This is a genomic window from Tardiphaga sp. (genome assembly GCF_025356345.1).
In the GTDB taxonomy this organism is placed as follows: Bacteria; Pseudomonadota; Alphaproteobacteria; order Rhizobiales; family Xanthobacteraceae; genus Tardiphaga.
On the sequence record NZ_JANXTC010000205.1, the window covers coordinates 39,308 to 53,707 of the forward strand.

General features: G+C 64.8%; 12 protein-coding genes. 6 read left to right on the forward strand and 6 right to left on the reverse strand.

Annotation, left to right across the window (positions count from 1 at the left end; translation table 11 throughout):
• Window positions 1-17 precede the first annotated feature (17 nt).
• The 3 genes from Q0S16_RS12635 to Q0S16_RS12645 all read left to right on the forward strand — a co-directional run bounded on the left by Q0S16_RS12635 (window position 18) and on the right by Q0S16_RS12645 (window position 5,729).
• On the forward strand, window positions 18-1,016 hold the full coding sequence (locus Q0S16_RS12635) for an NAD(P)H-quinone oxidoreductase (protein WP_295848678.1): 999 nt from the start codon (window positions 18-20) through the stop codon (window positions 1,014-1,016).
• A 125-nt stretch (window positions 1,017-1,141) separates the two neighbouring features.
• The gene (locus Q0S16_RS12640; protein ID WP_295848692.1) at window positions 1,142-4,015 is read left to right on the forward strand and encodes an EAL domain-containing protein; all 2,874 of its coding nucleotides are present in this window, start codon (window positions 1,142-1,144) and stop codon (window positions 4,013-4,015) included.
• A gap of 133 nt (window positions 4,016-4,148) precedes the next feature.
• Window positions 4,149-5,729, forward strand: a complete 1,581-nt coding sequence (locus Q0S16_RS12645; RefSeq protein WP_295848694.1) for a glycosyltransferase 87 family protein — start codon at window positions 4,149-4,151, stop codon at window positions 5,727-5,729.
• A 183-nt stretch (window positions 5,730-5,912) separates the two neighbouring features.
• On the opposite strand, the gene Q0S16_RS12650 is transcribed toward Q0S16_RS12645, so the two are convergent.
• Complete coding sequence (locus Q0S16_RS12650; RefSeq protein ID WP_295848696.1) at window positions 5,913-6,566, reverse strand: YqgE/AlgH family protein; 654 nt, start codon at window positions 6,564-6,566, stop codon at window positions 5,913-5,915.
• Between the two features lie 137 nt (window positions 6,567-6,703).
• Between Q0S16_RS12650 and Q0S16_RS12655 the strand changes: the two genes are divergently transcribed.
• The 3 genes from Q0S16_RS12655 to Q0S16_RS12665 all read left to right on the forward strand — a co-directional run bounded on the left by Q0S16_RS12655 (window position 6,704) and on the right by Q0S16_RS12665 (window position 9,417).
• Entirely contained in the window at window positions 6,704-7,528 is an 825-nt protein-coding gene (locus tag Q0S16_RS12655) for a protein-disulfide reductase DsbD domain-containing protein (protein WP_295848698.1), read from the forward strand.
• A gap of 235 nt (window positions 7,529-7,763) precedes the next feature.
• Window positions 7,764-9,140: a lipopolysaccharide biosynthesis protein gene (locus tag Q0S16_RS12660; RefSeq protein ID WP_295848700.1), complete on the forward strand. Its 1,377-nt coding sequence runs from the start codon at window positions 7,764-7,766 to the stop codon at window positions 9,138-9,140.
• A 142-nt stretch (window positions 9,141-9,282) separates the two neighbouring features.
• A complete protein-coding gene (locus tag Q0S16_RS12665; RefSeq protein WP_295848702.1) occupies window positions 9,283-9,417 on the forward strand; it encodes a hypothetical protein in 135 nt (44 codons plus the stop codon).
• Window positions 9,418-9,751: 334 nt separating this feature from the next.
• Here Q0S16_RS12665 and Q0S16_RS12670 read toward each other — a convergent pair whose 3' ends face one another.
• The 5 genes from Q0S16_RS12670 to cysW form a co-directional block, all read right to left on the reverse strand.
• Window positions 9,752-10,540: a 3-hydroxybutyrate dehydrogenase gene (locus Q0S16_RS12670; RefSeq protein WP_295848704.1), complete on the reverse strand. Its 789-nt coding sequence runs from the start codon at window positions 10,538-10,540 to the stop codon at window positions 9,752-9,754.
• Between the two features lie 22 nt (window positions 10,541-10,562).
• Complete coding sequence (locus tag Q0S16_RS12675; protein ID WP_295848723.1) at window positions 10,563-11,747, reverse strand: DUF3734 domain-containing protein; 1,185 nt, start codon at window positions 11,745-11,747, stop codon at window positions 10,563-10,565.
• Between the two features lie 123 nt (window positions 11,748-11,870).
• Window positions 11,871-12,380, reverse strand: coding sequence for a CAP domain-containing protein (locus Q0S16_RS12680; protein ID WP_295848705.1), 510 nt, complete (start codon window positions 12,378-12,380; stop codon window positions 11,871-11,873).
• Window positions 12,381-12,642: 262 nt separating this feature from the next.
• Entirely contained in the window at window positions 12,643-13,686 is a 1,044-nt protein-coding gene (locus Q0S16_RS12685; protein ID WP_295848707.1) for a sulfate ABC transporter ATP-binding protein, read from the reverse strand.
• Window positions 13,676-14,400, reverse strand: a 725-nt coding sequence (cysW, locus tag Q0S16_RS12690) for a sulfate ABC transporter permease subunit CysW (protein WP_295848710.1), incomplete at its 5' end; no start/stop codon positions are given. The genes cysW and Q0S16_RS12685, both read right to left, overlap by 11 nt.

The window sequence follows — 14,400 nt, forward strand, 5'->3', positions numbered from 1 at the left end:
TGTCGCAAGGACAAATCATGGAAAAGCTGCCCGCGCAAATGACCGTCATCGGCATCAGCACCTTCGGTGGACCCGAAGTACTGATCCCCGAAACGCGGCCGGTGCCGCAGCCAGGCCCGGGCGACATCCTGGTCAAGGTCGCCGCCGCCGGCGTCAACCGTCCGGACATCGCGCAGCGCTCCGGCGCCTATCCGCCGCCGCCCGGAGCAAGCGACCTGCCCGGCCTGGAAATCTCCGGCGAGGTGGTGGCGCTCGGTGAAGGCGCGACCCGGCACAAGATCGGCGACAAGGTGATGTCGCTGGTGGCTGGTGGCGGCTATGCGCAATATTGCATCGCGGCGGACGCGCAGGCGATGACGGTGCCCGACAGTTTCTCGATGACCGAGGCTGGCGCCACCGCCGAGACCCTGATGACCGTCTGGCACAACGTCTTCGAGCGCGGCGGGCTGCAGCCCGGCGAGACTCTGCTGATTCATGGCGGCTCGTCCGGCATCGGCACGATGGCGACCCAACTCGCCAAGGCGTTCGGCTCCAAGGTGATCGTCACCGTCGGCTCGCAGGCCAAGGCGGAGGCCTGCCTCAAGCTCGGCGCCGATTACGCCATCAACTACAAGACCGAGGACTTCGTCGCCCGCGTCAAGGAGATCACGTCGGGCGCCGGCGTCGAGCTGATCGTCGACATGGTCGGCGGCGACTATATCGACAAGAACTACGAGGCCGCGGCGTTTGACGGCCGCATCGTCCAGATCGCCTTCCTCAGCGGCCCCAAGGCCACGGTGAATTTCGCCAAGCTGATGGTCAAGCGGCTGCATCACACCGGCTCGACGCTGCGGCCGCGGACGCCGGCCGCCAAGGCGGCGATGGTCAAGGCGATCGAGGCCAATGTGCTGCCGCTGCTGCGCTCCGGCCAGGTCAAACCGGTGATGGATTCGAGCTTTCCGCTCGAGAAAGCGGCGGATGCCCATCGGCGGATGGAGACCAGCGAACATATTGGCAAAATTGTGTTGGTCGTTTAGGGCTGTATCGAGGCTGTAAAGCCTTTGAAACATCTCACTTTCATGTCATTTATCTCGCGTCGGGGCGCGGGCCCCGGCCCGCTTGGGGCCGGGCCCGACCTTTCCTTGAAAGCGGAGTAATGACATTGCGTTTGATCAGGTGGCTTGCGCCCCTCGCGCTCGGCCTCATGATTGTCGTTGCCGGTTCCGAGGCCCGTGCCGTTGATGCCGTCAGCGTTCGCGGTGACGCGCCCGCCATCGACCTCACCGCGATCCTCGACTATCAGCACAGCGAAACCGACCGGATCCAGGTGTCCACCGCGCCTGGCACCGACGGCATTGTCCGCCGCATCGAGGTGCGCGCCCGCGAAGCCGGCCAGAACTGGGTGGTGTTCGCGCTCGCCAACAATACCGATGACCAGCTCGACCGCCTGATCGTGGCACCGCATTACCGCATCGTCTCAAGCGGCCTCTTGTGGCCCGACCTCGGCCTGTCGCGCATCGCCACCATCACGCCATCGACCGGCGACCGCCCGGAGCGGCAGGACTCGGCCACCGCCGACATTTTCCGCGTCACGCTGGATCCCGGCGCGGTGATCACCTTTGTCGCCGAGCTGCGGACCAACAAGCTGCCGCAGCTCTATCTGTGGGAGCCGGAAGCCTACAAGGACAAGGTCAACTCCTTCACGCTCTACCAGGGCATCGTGATCGGCATTTCCGGCCTGCTGGCGCTGGTGCTGACGATCCTGTTCGTGGTCAAGGGCAGCATCATGTTCCCCGCCGCCGCCGCCCTGGCCTGGGCGGTACTGGTCTATATCGGCGTCGATTTCGGCTTCTGGGGCAAGGTGCTGGACATGTCGTCCGGCGCCGAGCGGGTCTGGCGCGCCTCCGGCGAAGCGATCCTGGCGGCGACGCTGCTGGTGTTCCTGTTCGCCTATCTCAATCTCAGCCGCTGGCACGTGCGCTACTCGCACATCACGCTGGCCTGGCTGCTGTTCCTGGGATCGCTGGTGGCGCTGGCGCTGTTCGATCCCGCGGTCGCCTCCGGTATCGCGCGGATGTCGCTGGTACTGATCGCCTTCGCCGGCTTCGGCCTGATCGTCTACCTGTCCACCCACGGCTTCGACCGCGCGGTGCTGCTGATCCCGACCTGGTTCCTGCTGGTGGTGTGGGTGATCGCCGCCGGCATGACGGTTGGCGGCTCCGTCACCAATGACATTGTCGGCCCGGCGCTGCTCGGCGGCCTGGTGCTGATCGTGATGCTGATCGGCTTCACCGTGATGCAGCACGCCTTCGCCGGCGGCACCAGCACCGGCATCGTCTCCGACGTCGAGCGCCGCGCGCTGGCGCTGACCGGCTCCGGCGACCTGATCTGGGACTGGGACGTTTCCGCCGACAAGGTGTTTACCAGCCCGGAAACCGAGGCCCTGCTCGGGCTGAAACGCGGCACGCTGGAAGGCCCGGCGGCCAAATGGCTCGAGGTGCTGCACCCGCTCGATCAGGACCGTTTCCGCGCCGCGCTCGACAGCGTGCTCGACCAGCGCCGCGGCCGACTGGTGCAGGATTTCCGGCTGCGCACCCCGGATGGCCATTTCATGTGGTTCGCGTTGAAGGCGCGCCCGGTGGTCGGCTCCGACGGCGAAGTGTCGCGCGTGGTCGGCACCCTGACCGACGTCACCGAAGCCAAGAACGCCGAAGAGCGCATGCTGCACGACAGCGTGCATGACAACCTCACCGGCCTGCCGAACCGAAAACTGTTCATCGACCGGCTTGGCGCCGTCGCCAATTTTGCCCGCACCATGCCAAACCTGCGGCCGACCTTGATGGTGATCGACCTCGACCGCTTCAAGCAGGTCAATGATTCCGTCGGCATCGCGGTCGGCGATTCCATCCTGCTGACGCTGGCGCGCCGCCTGACCCGGATCCTGAAACCGCAGGACACGCTGGCTCGCCTCGCCGGCGACCAGTTCGGCCTGATCCTGATGTCGGAGCAGGACCCCGCCAGGATCACCGCCTTCGCCGAGACCATCCGCAAGACCATCCGCGCCCCGATCGCCTTCAACGACCGCGAAATCTTCCTGACCGCCTCGATCGGCCTGGCGCTGTCCGATCCCGCCGTGCAGATCACCGACGAGATCATCAAGGACGCCGAGCTGGCGATGTACCACTCGAAGCGGATCGGCGGCGACCGCATCGACGTCTACAAGCCGGCGATGCGCGCGCGAAAAACCGACCGGTTGACGCTGGAATCCGAATTGCGCCGCGCCATCGAGCGCCAGGAGATCACCATCCTGTACCAGCCGATCGTGCGGCTGGAAGATCGCTCGATCGCCGGCTTCGAGGCGCTGGCGCGCTGGGATCATCCCAAACTCGGCCGAATGTCGCCAGTGGAGTTCATCGCCATCGCCGAGGAGATTGGCCTGATCATCGACCTCGGCATGTTCGTGATGGACCAGACCGCGCGGCAGCTGGCGATCTGGCAGCGTGCGATGCGCTCGCCGGAGCCGATCTTCGCCAGCGTCAACGTGTCGTCGCGGCAGTTGCTGCGCCACGACCTGCTGCACGACATCCGCACCGTGCTGTCGCGCTCCTCGGTGGCGCGCGGCACGCTGAAGCTTGAACTGACGGAATCGCTGGTGATGGAAAATCCGGAACATGCCGCCCAGATGCTGCACCGGATCCGCGAGCTCGGCACCGGCCTGTCGCTCGACGATTTCGGCACCGGGCACTCCTCGCTGAGCTATTTGCAGCGCTTCCCGTTCGACACGCTGAAGATCGACCAGTCCTTCGTCCGCACCACCAGCCGCGGCACCCGCCCGGTGATCCTGAAATCGATCATCGCGATGGCCCACGATCTCGGCATGGATGTCGTCGCCGAAGGCGTCGAGACCGATTCGGATGCCGTGGAGCTGTATCAACTCGGCTGCGAATACGCCCAGGGCTTTGCCTTTGGCGAACCGATGGACGCCGACGCCGCGATGCGGCTGCTGACCGAGGAACGGCTGGAGGCCGCGAGCTGACCGGCACGCGACGTGGCGCCACCTACCTTGGCTGCTTAGCGAAGATGCAAGACTCCCTGACTACTTATGTAAGCATCGCGGACGCTGCGCAGCTTTGACCGTCGCATCCGTTCACAGGCAGCCACGGATCCCGATGACCGGCCAGAATTCACCCGCTATCACCGCCACACCGCGCGGCAAGGCGCCGCTCGCGATCGTCGTCGGCGCGATGGCGCTGGGCGCGGGCTATGCGCTGGTGCTTGGCGAAGACGCCAATTGGGACTGGCAGAATTATCACGAATACAATGTCTGGGCGCTGCTGCATGGCGGCTACCCGCGCGACGCCATGCCGCCGGGCTTCCAGACCTATTTCAATCCCGTGATCTATTTCCCCTGGTACGCGCTGCGCCACGCACTGCCGCCGGTGATGGCCGGGATGATCGCCGGCGCGGTACACGGGCTCAATCTGGCGCTGATCTGGTGGCTGACACGGCTCCTGCTGGGCACGGCGGCCGGCGCGCTGACGATCGGCGCCGCGGTGCTGCTCGCCGCGATGGGACCGATGACGCTCTCGGAAGTCGGCACCAGCTTTTCCGATATTATCACCTCGATACCCATTATCGCCGGACTGGCGCTGATGCTGGCGGCTGACGATCCGAAACCGCGGCGCTATTTGCTGGCCGGGCTGTTGGTGGGCCTCGCGGTCGGTTTCAAGCTGACCAACATCGTGTTCGCACTCGGCCTCGCCGCGGCGGCCCTGGCGGCAGCGCGGCCGCCGCGGGCATTGCTCTGGCTCGGCCTTGGCGGCGCGATCGGCGGCGTGCTGACCGGCGGCGGCTGGAGCCTGATGCTGTGGCGCGAATTCGGCAATCCGCTGTTTCCGCTGCTGAACAGCTTCTTCCCCTCGCCGGAGATGCCGCCGATCACCCTGCTCGACCGCCAGTTCATCGCGCGTGGAATTCTCGACGCCCTCGCCTATCCCTATTACTGGCTGATCGGCGATAACCGCAGTTCGGAGCTGCCGTTTCGCGACGCGCGCTTCGCGCTGCTTTTCGTCCTGGTGCCCGTCGCGATTCTGGCACGGATCAAATCGGCGGCGGCGCGGCTGGCGCGCCGCGACCTGCAGCTGCTGCTGTTCATGGCGGTTGCCTATGGGGTGTGGCTGCTGCTGTTCGCGATCCAGCGCTATATCGTCACGCTGGAATTGCTGACCGGGCCAGCCATCGTGCTGCTGCTGGTTCGTATCCTCAGCGCCATCCCCGCGGCGCGATCACCGAGCGGCTTGAGCCGGAACAGCCAGATCGCGATCGTCGCCATCGCCGCCGTGGCGGCGGCCTGGACACAGCCCACCGACTGGTGGCGCCGGCCCTGGTCCGATCCATATCAGCCGGCGATTTCAGCCCGGCTGGCGCAGCCCGCGACCTACTTCCTGCTCGACAAGCCGATATCCTTTATCGCGCCGCGTCTGCCGGCCGGCTCTCGCTTCTATATGCTCGCCGACCAGGCGTTGCCGATCCTGCCGGGCGGGTTGTTCGACCGCCGCATTCGCGCCGGACTGGCTGACCCGCTGCCGGGCGGCCATTGGGAACTGCACATCAAGGGGCGGACCATTCAGCCCGATCTATTGCTGGCCTACGGGCTGAGCGTCGATCCGGCGCAGCCCTGCGTCGACATCGAGAGTGCCAATCTGGGATCGGTGCTGGTCGCCTGCCCGCTAATCCCCCACGCGCCGTAATAGCGATCAGGCACTCGTCCCGGACGCGGCGCGATGCGCCTCCGCGGGAGGCGTCATGCGCCGCGGCGCCAGGACCGCCAAAAACGCCGTTGCCTGATACGGTCCCGGCCCTGCGAAGCAGCACGTTGAGCCGCATCGCGTCCGGGACAGGTGCGACCGATTTCAATCCGGTACGATCAGGGTCTAGGCGTGGCCGGCTTCGGTGGACAGCATGCCGGGCTCGATGCCGATCTTGAGCAGCGCGCGCTGGTATTTGGCCTCGACATCGCCGCCGAAGATCAGGTCGTCATCGGCCGCGCAATGCAGCCAGCCATTGCCCTGGATCTCGTTCTCCAACTGCCCGGGCGCCCAGCCGGCATAGCCGAGCGCCAGAATGGCGTGCTTTGGCCCGCCGCCCTTGGCGATCGCCCGCAGGATGTCCACCGTCGCGGTCAGGCAGATGCCATCGTCGATGTTCAGCGTCGCATCCTCGATGAAGAAATCGCTGGAATGCAGCACGAAGCCGCGGCCGGTCTCGACCGGGCCCCCCTTCAATACTTTCATGGTTTCGGCGCTTTCCGGGAGCTTGATGCCATCGACCTTGTCTATGATGTCGAGTTGCACCAGCAATTCGGGGAAATCGATGCTACCGGCAGGCCGATTGACGATGATACCCATCGCGCCTTCGGAGGAGTGCGCGCAGACGTAAATCACCGAGCGAGCAAACCGCTCGTCATCCATCACCGGCATGGCGATCAATAACTGGCCATCGAGATAGCTGCCGGAAGACTCGGCACTGGTCGCGCCAGTGGCCGATTTTGGCCGGATTTTTCGGGTTCGCTTGCGAGTGGGTTCCATCAGCAAGGCGCTCTCATGTTGTTGCTATCCTGATATTGGGTGTCGGTTGTGTCAATCAAGCTTCCGCGCCGTGCCTAAAAAACGGATCACAAGCCGCTCAATGGGTTTAAGACTGTTTCGACCTTCAAGGACGTTCGATGACCGCTTCCGTTCCGCTACGTTTAGTCGCTGGCCTGCTGGCAACGGCCCTATGCTCGGCCGCGCAGGCGCAGGATGCCTCGCCGTGGCAGATCGATAGCCACTCCCAGTTGCGGCTGATGGCTGGCTCGCGCAGCGGCCCGGTGATGCTCGGCGGCATCGCCATCCAGCTCGCCCCGGGCTGGCATACCTATTGGCGCAACCCCGGCGATTCCGGCGTGCCGCCGCGGTTCGATTTTTCCAAATCCGACAATGTCGATTCGGTCACCGTATTGTGGCCGGCGCCGAAGCAGTTCGACGATGGCGCCGGCGGTCAGTCGCTGGGTTACAAGAAGGCGTTGATCCTGCCCCTGCGCGTGGTCGCCAAGGACGCCAGCAAGCCACTGACCCTGCGCGCCAAGATCGACTACGCGGTGTGCGAAAAGCTGTGCATTCCGGTCGAGGCCAAGGCCGAACTGGCCTTCACCAGCGTCGCCAGCACCGAGGACAGCGCGCTGACCGCGGCGCTGGACAGCGTGCCGAAGCCGGCCACCATCGGCGACAACAATCCGCTGAGCATCCGCGACGTCAAGCGCGACGGCCGCAAGGTCACCGTCGATGTGGTGGCGCCGGAAGGCATCGCGCCGAGCCTGTTTGTCGAGGGCCCGACGCCGGAATGGGCGCTGCCGGTGCCCAAACCGCGGCCCGACAGCCCGGCTGGCGTGCGGCGCTTCGGCTTCGAGCTCGACGGCCTGCCGCCCGGCGCCAGCGCCGACGGCGCCGCGCTGAAACTGACGCTGGTCGGCGCCGACAAGGCCTATGAGTTCAACGTCAATCTGAACTGAACGTCATTCCGGGGCGGGAGCGGCACAGCCGCGAGCGAACCCCAGCCACTCCGATTGGAGTGGCTGGGGTGCCCGGTGTGGCGGAACATGTCGCGGTTCCGGGTCCGCGCCGCGCCAGCTTCGCCGGCCGGGGAGCATCCCGGAACGACAGCGCTATATTTTCCGCCCAACCCGAAATTAACGTCTGATTGCTACATCCGGGGATCGCCGCCGCGCGCGGCCAGGGACCTTTGCAGTGGCTGTGATGGACGTGGAATCCGCATCTGCTGTACCGCCCGGCGGTCCGATCGCGCGGCTGCGGCGGATATTTACCGGCAGCGGCGAAGCCTCGACGACGCGCCGCCTCGCCGGCACGATCTTCCTGATCCGCGTCATCAGCGCCGGGCTGGCCTATCTGTCGCAGATCCTGCTGGCGCGCTGGATGGGCGGTTCCGACTATGGCATCTACGTCTATGTCTGGACCTGGGTGCTGCTGCTCGGCTCGCTGATGGATTTCGGCATCTCCGCCTCCGCGCAAAAAATCATTCCAGAATACCGCGCCAGCGGTGACGACGCCCGGCTGCGCGGTTTTGTCAGCGGCAGCCGATGGATGACCTTCGCCGCCTCGACGCTGATCGCGCTGGGACTGGCCGGATTGGTCAGGCTGATATCGCCCTCGATCGACCCCGGCAGCATCGTGCCGCTTTATCTGGGCTGCCTAACGCTGCCGGCCTTCGTCGTCGCCAATACCCAGGACGGCATCGCGCGCTCGCATGACTGGATGCGGCTCGGGCTGATGCCGCAATTCATCGTCCGGCAATCGCTGATCGTCGGCTTCACCGCCGGCGCCTTCGCGCTCGGGTTCCAGCTCGGCGCCAGCATCGCCATGATGGCCAGCGTCGCCGCCGTCTGGCTGGCGATGCTCGGGCAGATGATCGTGCTGAACCGCCGGCTCAAGGCGCATCTCCCCGCGGGCCCGCGGACCTATGACTATCGCGGCTGGCTGAAGACCTCGCTGCCGATCCTGCTGGTCGAGAGCTTCTACATGCTGCTGTCCTACACCGACGTGCTGGTGCTGCGGCAGTTTCGCCCGTCCGAGGAAGTCGGCGTGTACTTCGCCGTGGTCAAGACGCTGGCGCTGGTCTCCTTCATTCACTACGCGATGTCGGCGACCACGGCGCATCGCTTCACGGAATATCACGCCAGCGGCGACAAGGCGCGGCTCGCCGCCTATGTGACGCATGCGATCGCCTGGACGTTCTGGCCGTCGCTGGCCGCCACCATCATTCTGCTGGCCGTGGGGAAGCCGCTGCTTGCGCTGTTCGGGCCGACATTCGTCGCCGGCTACGACATCATGTTCATCGCCGCGATTGGCCTGGTAGTGCGCTCGGCGATCGGCCCGGTGGAGCGGCTGCTCAACATGCTCGGCCACCAGAATATCTGCGCCATGGCCTATGCGAGCGCCTTCGCCATCAATCTCGTGCTGTGCCTGCAGATGGTGCCGCGTTATGGCGGCCACGGCGCGGCGGCGGCGACCTCGCTGGCGCTGGCCTTCGAGACCGTGCTGCTGTTCTGGATCGTGCGCCGCCGGCTCGGGCTGCACGTGCTGGCGTTCGGGAAAAAGTCCCCTTGAACGGGCTGGAACGACGTGGCGTTTGACGCTAATTTCGCTGGATGATCGACCACGATTTCAAGAGTCTGCTGGAGCGCGTCCAGTCCTGGCCTGAATCGGCTCAGGACGAGTTGGTCGCTGTGCCAATGAGATCGAAACTGAGTTGAAGGCTGGCGAATACATCGCCAGCGCAGACGAATTGCAAGCGATCGATGAAGCAATAGCCTCACTCGATGCCGGCGAATTTGCAAGCGACGCCGAAATCGCCGCGGTGCGTGCAAAATTCCGGCGCGACTGAAAGTTGTCATCTCGCGGCGTGCTCTTGCCGATCTCGAAAAAATCGAGACGCACGACACTGAACATGCCAGCTTGCGCGTTTCCAGAATGGTTGAAAAACGGATTTTTGAGGTCATCGACCGGATCTCGCGCGCTCCCAAATCAGCCCAGCTGATTTCGCAACGACGCGGGACTCGTGTCGTGCCGGTGGTACGCTAGCCGTTTCGGATTTTTTATCAGTCCCGAGGCGAGACCGTCGAAATCTTGCACATCCGCCACACATCTCGTCGTGCATGACCGCACGACGAGTGATGTTTCAATTACAGCAAGAGCGAAAAGATACCGACGACCAGGCCCTACTCCGCGGTCCAGCCGCCGTCGATCGACAGATTGGCGCCGGTGATCTGCGAGGCATCGTCGCCGCACAAAAACAGCGCCAGGGCGGCGACCTGCTCGGAGGTGACGAATTCCTTGGTCGGCTGCGCTTCCAGGAGCACATCGTGGATCACCTGCTCCTTGGTCAGGCCGCGCGCCTTCATGGTATCGGGGATCTGCTTCTCCACCAGCGGCGTCCAGACATAGCCCGGCGAGATGCAGTTGCAGGTGATCTTGTGGGTGGCAAGTTCCAGCGCGGCGGTCTTGGTGAGACCGGCGATGCCGTGCTTGGCGGCGACATAGGCCGACTTGAATGGCGAGGCGACCAGCGAATGCGCCGAGGCGGTGTTGATGATGCGGCCCCAGCCGCGCTTCTTCATGCCCGGGATCACGGCGCGGATGCCGTGGAACGCCGAGGACAGGTTGATGGCGATGATGGCGTCCCACTTCTCGACCGGGAAATCCTCGATCGGCGCCACGAACTGGATGCCGGCATTGTTGACGAGAATGTCGACCGAACCGAAATTGGTCTCGCCGAGCGCGACCATCGCGGCGATCTCCGCCGGCTTGGTCATGTCGGCCGGCGAATGGATCGCCTTGACGCCGAAATCGGTCTCGATCGCGGCGCGCTCCTTCTCGATATCTTCCGGCGTGCCCATGCCGTTAAGCACGATATTGGCGCCGGCGCCGGCAAAGGCGCGAGCATAGGCCAGACCGATGCCGCTGGTCGATCCGGTGACGACCGCGGTCTTGCCCTTGAGATTAGCCATTCACGTGCTCCTGTTGATGCGTTCAAAGTGGATTGGCGGCGCCGAGGCTCTGGTAGTCGGCCTCGGTCAGATCGTGGGTCACCATGGTCTCGCCATTCTGCGGCCGTTCGAACCATTCCGTATGACGCATCGACAGCATCACGTCGCGCTCGCCGGACTGCCAGTGGTCGATCATGTTGAGGCGGGCGAAATTATAGTCCTTCGACGAGGATTCGTAGAGCTTGCTGCGATAGATCAGATGCACCACGGTGACGGTGTTTTCCTTGGTTACCTCGTTGAGAAAGGCGACCGAGGGATCATTTTTCAGCTCCTCGGGCAGTTTGGCAATCAGGTCGCCAATCGCCTTGATGGTGTTGTGGATCTTCTTGTTCTTGTCGGTGTTCAGGCGGGTCCGGCTGGAGAAGCGGATGTCCTTCTCGCGCTCGGCAGCATCGAGCAGCGTCGCCGGTAGCGGCCCGCGCGCGCTGAACAGATCGACCTGGAAGATCAGCAGGTCCTGTCTGGTCTCTTCCTGCAGCACGTAATCCAGCGGGGTGTTGGAGGCAATGCCGCCATCCCAGTAAAACTCCTCACCGACCTGGACCGCCGGAAACCCCGGCGGCAGCGCGGCCGAGGCCATGATGTGTTCCGGGCCGATGGTCCACTTCCGCGAGCCGTCCTCGTTGCGACTGGTGTTGTCGAAATAATCCAGATTGCCGGTCGCGATGTTGACGGCGCCGACGCTGAACCGCGTCGTCCCGGCATTGATGCGGTCGAAATCCACCAGCCGCAGCAGCGTCGCGCGCAATGGCGTGGTGTCGTAATAGCTCATCGCGGCGAGCTGGCTGGACGGGAAAATCTGCGCCGGCGGAAACCGCGGCGTGAAGAAGCCGGGCACGCCGAACGCCATGATCATCGCCGCGGAGGCGCTGTCGAAGGCGGTGTGGGCGCGGTCGCCGGTCAGCATCGGCTTCCACGGCACCGGCGCCGAGGCCATTTCCCAGAATTCCTTGAGGCGGCCGATCCGCTTGTCACGGGGATTGCCGGCGATGATCGCGGCATTGATGGCGCCGATCGAGATGCCGGCCACCCAATCGGGTTCGAAATCATGGTGGCACAGGGCCTGATAGGCGCCGGCCTGGTATGAACCGAGCGCGCCGCCGCCCTGCAGCACCAGCACGCGACGGGATTTGACGGGCTCGGTGGCGTGCGCCTCGGCGGAGCTCATCGGGGCATGATCGGAAGAGTCCATGGTCCACCTGCGATCAATGAGAGGACGGAGCCGGTAGCGTGGCGCGGCTTTACCGCTCCGTCAACGGGAATGCTGCGCGGCAGCATCCACGCCGTACGCCTATCGGGCGTCGGTGGAGGCCAGGATCATGGTCCAGAACACCTTGTATTTGGTATTCGGCGCATAGGTCGCGGCGATGCCCAGTTTGGTCACGCCGGATTTCAGCATGTTGGCGCGGTGCGGCGGCGAATCGCGCCAGCCGGAAAAGGCCTCGGCCATGGTGTGGTAGCCGGCCGAGATGTTCTCCACGGCCAGCGTCGCCGGATAGCCGCCGGCGTTGAGGCGCTTGGCCAGCGGCGCCTTGACGTCATGGTCCATCTTGTTTTTCTTCGCCATCGCGGTGGACTGCTCTTCCGCCAGCGCCATCAATGCGGGATCGACCACGACCGAGCCAAGGCCATTGTTCTGGCGGTACAGCGAGATCATCGAGGCCGCGGCCACCGGATCGAGCTTGGCGCCGCCATTGGCCATGCTGAGATACATCGTCGGTTGGTCGGGAACCGTGGCGACATCCGCCGCGCAGCCGCCCAGCAGCAAAAGTCCCAGAATGGCTGTGGCCACGCGCAACATCGGCAATCCCCCGTCCATGCCGGGTTGTTGCACATCAACCGTGGCTGAAAGGTGAACGCGCCGACGAATAGAGGCAAGCGATCGGCGCCGGGGCTCGCCATGTTTCCCGGACGCGCCGCAGCGTGAGCGACGATGCGCGGCATCGTCTGAAACGGTGCCGCGCAGAGCCGGGATCCCGGTCTTCCTGCGATGCAACCGGGACCCCGGCTGCGAAGCAGCCCTGCGTGCTGCATCGCGTCCGGGGGAACGAAGCATCGCGCCGTCACTCCCTCCCGGCAAAAATCCGGTAGCGGCGCGGCTGCAGGCTGACGATGTCGCCGGCGGCGAGGGTGCGGTCGCGGGGGGCGTCGATCTCGACCATGGTGTCGCCTTCGCCGTTCAAAGCGATGTCGGCGCGCTGGATCGGGCCGAAGGTGCGGACCCGGCGCACGGTGCCCTCGAAGGCGCCCTCGCCGACCGGGCCGACCTGCATGTCGTGGCGGCGCACGAACAGTTTGGACGGGCCGGTGACGCCATGGGCGTCGACGTTCAGGACCTTGTTGCCGAGTTTCACATGGCCGTCGGCGATATCGACCGGCAGCACGATGGATTCGCCGATGAAGGAATGCACGAAGGCGGTGGCCGGATTGTCATAGACGTCGCCCGGGGTGCCGATCTGCTCGATGCGGCCCTTGTCCATCACCACCACGCGGTTGGCGACTTCCAGCGCCTCTTCCTGGTCATGGGTGACGAAGATCGAGGTGACGTTGATCTCCTCATGCAGCGAGCGCAGCCACTGCCGCAGCTCTTTTCGCACTTTCGCATCCAGCGCGCCGAACGGTTCGTCGAGCAGCAGGATGCGCGGCTCGATGGCCAGCGCGCGGGCCAGCGCGATGCGCTGGCGCTGGCCGCCGGAAAGCTGGCTCGGATAGCGGCCGGCCAGCCAGTCGAGCTGCACGAGGTCGAGCAGTTCCTTGACCCGGGCGCGGATCGCCGCCTCGTTCTTGCGGATCGCCCGCGGCTGCACCCGCAAGCCGAAGGCGACGTTTTCGAACACCGTCATGTGGCGGAACAGCGCGTAATGCTGGAACACGAAGCCGACATGGCGCTCGCCGGCGCCGCGCGCCAGCGCGTTCTCGCCGTCGAACGATACCTCGCCGGAATCCGGCCAGTCGAGACCGGCGATGATGCGCAGCAGCGTGGTCTTGCCGGAGCCGGAGGGCCCGAGCAGCGCCAGCAATTCGCCGTTGGCGACCCGGAGATCGACATTGTCCAGCGCCTTGAACGCGCCGAACTGCTTTACGATATTGCGGACTTCAATCGTCACGTGCGGACTGCCCTTCGTCGAGATGGCCTTCGAGAACGGTCTTTACGATCAGCGTGACCAGCGCCAGGAAAGCGAGCAGCGAAGCAATCGCGAACGCCCCCACCATCTGATATTCGTTATACAGAATTTCCACCAGCAGCGGCATGGTGTTGGTCTCGCCGCGGATATGGCCCGAAACCACCGACACCGCGCCGAATTCGCCCATCGCGCGCGCGTTGCAAAGCAGGATGCCATACAGCAATCCCCATTTGATGTTCGGCAGCGTGACCAGCATGAAGGTGCGCCAGCCCGAGGCGCCCAGCGAAATCGCCGCTTCTTCTTCCTGCGATCCCTGTTCCTGCATCAGCGGGATCAATTCACGCGCCACGAACGGGAAGGTCACGAAAGTGGTGGCCAGCACGATCGCCGGGGTCGCGAACAAAATGTGGATGCCGTGCGCCATCAGCCAGCGGCCGAAAAAGCCCTGCGCGCCGAACAGCAGCACGAACACCAGACCGGAAATCACCGGGCTCACCGAGAAGGGCAGGTCGATCAGCGTGATCAGCAAGGTCTTGCCCCTGAACTCGAACTTGGCGATCGCCCACGCCGCCGCGACGCCGAACACCAGATTGAGGCTCACCGAGATCGCCGCCGTGACCAGCGTCAGCCAGATCGCGGAAAGCGCTTCCGGATCGGCCAGCGCCTTCAGATAAAAGCCGATGCCCTTGGAAAAGG